This window comes from Moraxella tarda, from assembly GCF_035181405.1.
In the GTDB taxonomy this organism is placed as follows: domain Bacteria; phylum Pseudomonadota; class Gammaproteobacteria; order Pseudomonadales; family Moraxellaceae; genus Moraxella.
In genome coordinates this window covers 1-3,908 of record NZ_JAYGGV010000011.1, presented here as the reverse complement: position 1 = coordinate 3,908, position 3,908 = coordinate 1, and the positions used below count along the sequence as shown (strand labels likewise).

Here is a 3,908-nt window from a genome sequence, read left to right as displayed (position 1 = left end):
ACTATTTAAAATCAAAACTAAAGAACAACTTGTGTGGATTTTTGCTAATACAAGATAATACAAAAATTATCATTTATCAAGCAAAAATACTCAAAGTTAATTCATTTACACGATGAGCAAATTTGCTAGTAATAAATGAGCCAAGACTGACCCACTCAATGGGTTAATTAGTTATAAAGATTAAACTGAAGAGTTTGATCATGGCTCAGATTGAACGCTGGCGGCAGGCTTAACACATGCAAGTCGAACGATGATTATCTAGCTTGCTAGATATGATTAGTGGCGAACGGGTGAGTAATGCTTAGGAATCTGCCTATTAGTGGGGGACAACATTCCGAAAGGAATGCTAATACCGCATACGACCTACGGGTGAAAGGGGGCTTTTAGCTCTCGCTAATAGATGAGCCTAAGTCGGATTAGCTAGTTGGTGGGGTAAAGGCCTACCAAGGCGACGATCTGTAGCTGGTCTGAGAGGATGATCAGCCACACTGGGACTGAGACACGGCCCAGACTCCTACGGGAGGCAGCAGTGGGGAATATTGGACAATGGGGGAAACCCTGATCCAGCCATGCCGCGTGTGTGAAGAAGGCCTTTTGGTTGTAAAGCACTTTAAGTGGGGAGGAAAAGCTATTGGTTAATACCCAATAGCCCTGACGTTACCCACAGAATAAGCACCGGCTAACTCTGTGCCAGCAGCCGCGGTAATACAGAGGGTGCAAGCGTTAATCGGAATTACTGGGCGTAAAGCGAGCGTAGGTGGTTGTTTAAGTCAGATGTGAAAGCCCCGGGCTTAACCTGGGAACTGCATCTGATACTGGACAACTAGAGTAGGTGAGAGGGAAGTAGAATTCCAGGTGTAGCGGTGAAATGCGTAGAGATCTGGAGGAATACCGATGGCGAAGGCAGCTTCCTGGCATCATACTGACACTGAGGTTCGAAAGCGTGGGTAGCAAACAGGATTAGATACCCTGGTAGTCCACGCCGTAAACGATGTCTACCAGTCGTTGGGTCTCTTGAAGACTTAGTGACGCAGTTAACGCAATAAGTAGACCGCCTGGGGAGTACGGCCGCAAGGTTAAAACTCAAATGAATTGACGGGGGCCCGCACAAGCGGTGGAGCATGTGGTTTAATTCGATGCAACGCGAAGAACCTTACCTGGTCTTGACATATCTAGAATCTTGCAGAGATGCGAGAGTGCCTTCGGGAATTAGAATACAGGTGCTGCATGGCTGTCGTCAGCTCGTGTCGTGAGATGTTGGGTTAAGTCCCGCAACGAGCGCAACCCTTTTCCTTAGTTACCAGCGACTCGGTCGGGAACTCTAAGGATACTGCCAGTGACAAACTGGAGGAAGGCGGGGACGACGTCAAGTCATCATGGCCCTTACGACCAGGGCTACACACGTGCTACAATGGTAGGTACAAAGGGTTGCTACACAGCGATGTGATGCCAATCTCAAAAAGCCTATCGTAGTCCGGATTGGAGTCTGCAACTCGACTCCATGAAGTCGGAATCGCTAGTAATCGCAGATCAGAATGCTGCGGTGAATACGTTCCCGGGCCTTGTACACACCGCCCGTCACACCATGGGAGTTGACTTCACCAGAAGTGGTTAGCCTAACGCAAGAGGGCGATCACCACGGTGGGGTCGATGACTGGGGTGAAGTCGTAACAAGGTAGCCGTAGGGGAACCTGCGGCTGGATCACCTCCTTAACGAAGTTATCTGATTAGTAAGAATTCACAACAAGTTGTTCTTTAGGAAGATGTTTAAAACGGGTCTATAGCTCAGTTGGTTAGAGCACCGTGTTGATAACGCGGGGGTCATAAGTTCAAGTCTTATTAGACCCACCATATACTAACCAAGTATTAGGGGTTATAGCTCAGTTGGTAGAGCGCCTGCCTTGCACGCAGGAGGTCAGGAGTTCGACTCTCCTTAACTCCACCATATTTAAACATCAAAAGCATACATAAGCAATTTAAATAAGATTTCTTATTTATGCTTTAACTTTATGAACTGACGAAGTTCATATCATTATTTAACAACGAAAATATGAGTCTGGGTTAATTATTTAATTCCAACAAATAATTAACCATTCCAATCACACTCCACTTCTATTTTAGAAGGTGATTGGATAAAGTAAAGAGAACTGAATCAAGCGTAAACTAGGTATAATCGTTACACATTACCCATATAGACCCCTTGGGGTTGTATGGTCAAGTAATGAAGTGCACATGGTGGATGCCTTGGCAGTCAGAGGCGATGAAAGACGTGATAGCCTGCGATAAGCGTCGGTGAGGTGGCAATATCCTGTGACCCGGCGATTTCTGAATGGGGAAACCCAACCAACATAAGTTGGTTATCCTAACCTTTGGTTAGGAGGCAAACCGGGAGAAGTGAAACATCTCAGTACCCCGAGGAAAAGACATCAATAGAGATTCCCCTAGTAGCGGCGAGCGAACGGGGAGGAGCCGATCAAACTTGTGATAGCAAAATAAGCTGGAAAGTTTAACCATAGTGGGTGATAGTCCCGTATGCGAAATCACAAATGCGACATATTAAGTAGGGCGAGACACGTGAAATCTTGTCTGAAGATGGGGGGACCATCCTCCAAGGCTAAATACTCCTGACTGACCGATAGTGAACCAGTACCGTGAGGGAAAGGCGAAAAGAACCCCTGTTAGGGGAGTGAAATAGAACCTGAAACCGTGTGCATACAAGCAGTCGGAGCGGACTTGTTCCGTGACGGCGTACCTTTTGTATAATGGGTCAGCGACTTATATTCTGTAGCAAGGTTAACCGTATAGGGGAGCCGTAGGGAAACCGAGTCTTAATAGGGCGTCTAGTTGCAGGGTATAGACCCGAAACCGAGTGATCTATCCATGAGCAGGTTGAAAGTGCCGTAACAGGCACCGGAGGACCGAACCCACTGTCGTTGAAAAGCCAGGGGATGACTTGTGGATAGGGGTGAAAGGCTAATCAAACTCGGTGATAGCTGGTTCTCCCCGAAAGCTATTTAGGTAGCGCCTCGGACGAATACCATTGGGGGTAGAGCACTGTTTCGGCTAGGGGGTCACACCGACTTACCAAACCGATGCAAACTCCGAATACCGATGAGTACTATCCGGGAGACAGACGGCGGGTGCTAACGTCCGTCGTCAAGAGGGAAACAACCCAGACCGCCAGCTAAGGCCCCAAATTCCTAGTTAAGTGGGAAACGATGTGGGAAGGCACAGACAGCTAGGAGGTTGGCTTAGAAGCAGCCACCCTTTAAAGAAAGCGTAATAGCTCACTAGTCGAGTCGGCCTGCGCGGAAGATGTAACGGGGCTCAAACTAGGAGCCGAAGCTGCGGATTTAATTGTTTCAATTAAGTGGTAGGGGAGCGTTGTGTAAGCCTGTGAAGGTGACCTGTAAGGGTTGCTGGAGGTATCACAAGAGCGAATGCTGACGTGAGTAACGACAATGCGAGTGAAAAGCTCGCACGCCGGAAGACCAAGGGTTCCAGTCCAACGTTAATCGGGGCTGGGTGAGTCGACCCCTAAGGCGAGGCCGAAAGGCGTAGTCGATGGGAAATTGGTTAATATTCCAATACTTGTTTATGATGCGATGGAGGGACGGAGAAGGTTATGTCAGCCTGGCGTTGGTTGTCCAGGTGAAAGGATGTAGGTAGGTTTAGTAGGCAAATCCGCTAAACTATTACTGAGATCTGATAGCAAGCCAGTTTACTGGCGAAGTGGCAAATACCATGCTTCCAGGAAAAGCTTCTAAGCGATAGTCATAAACAAATCGTACCCGAAACCGACACAGGTGGTCAGGTAGAGAATACCAAGGCGCTTGAGAGAACTCTGCTGAAGGAACTAGGCAAAATGGTACCGTAACTTCGGGAGAAGGTACGCTGCCGATGGTGAT

At 47.9% G+C, this 3,908-nt stretch carries 2 tRNA genes and 2 rRNA genes; all 4 read left to right on the top strand.

The annotated features are described in order from the left end of the window. Positions 1 to 182 precede the first annotated feature (182 nt). Positions 183 to 1,713 (top strand): 16S ribosomal RNA (locus U9670_RS08660). Between the two features lie 61 nt (positions 1,714 to 1,774). After that, positions 1,775 to 1,851, top strand: a tRNA-Ile gene (locus U9670_RS08655). A gap of 18 nt (positions 1,852 to 1,869) precedes the next feature. Continuing rightward, positions 1,870 to 1,945, top strand: a tRNA-Ala gene (locus U9670_RS08650). Positions 1,946 to 2,212: 267 nt separating this feature from the next. Further along, positions 2,213 to 3,908, top strand: a 23S ribosomal RNA gene (locus U9670_RS08645); the annotation flags it as partial.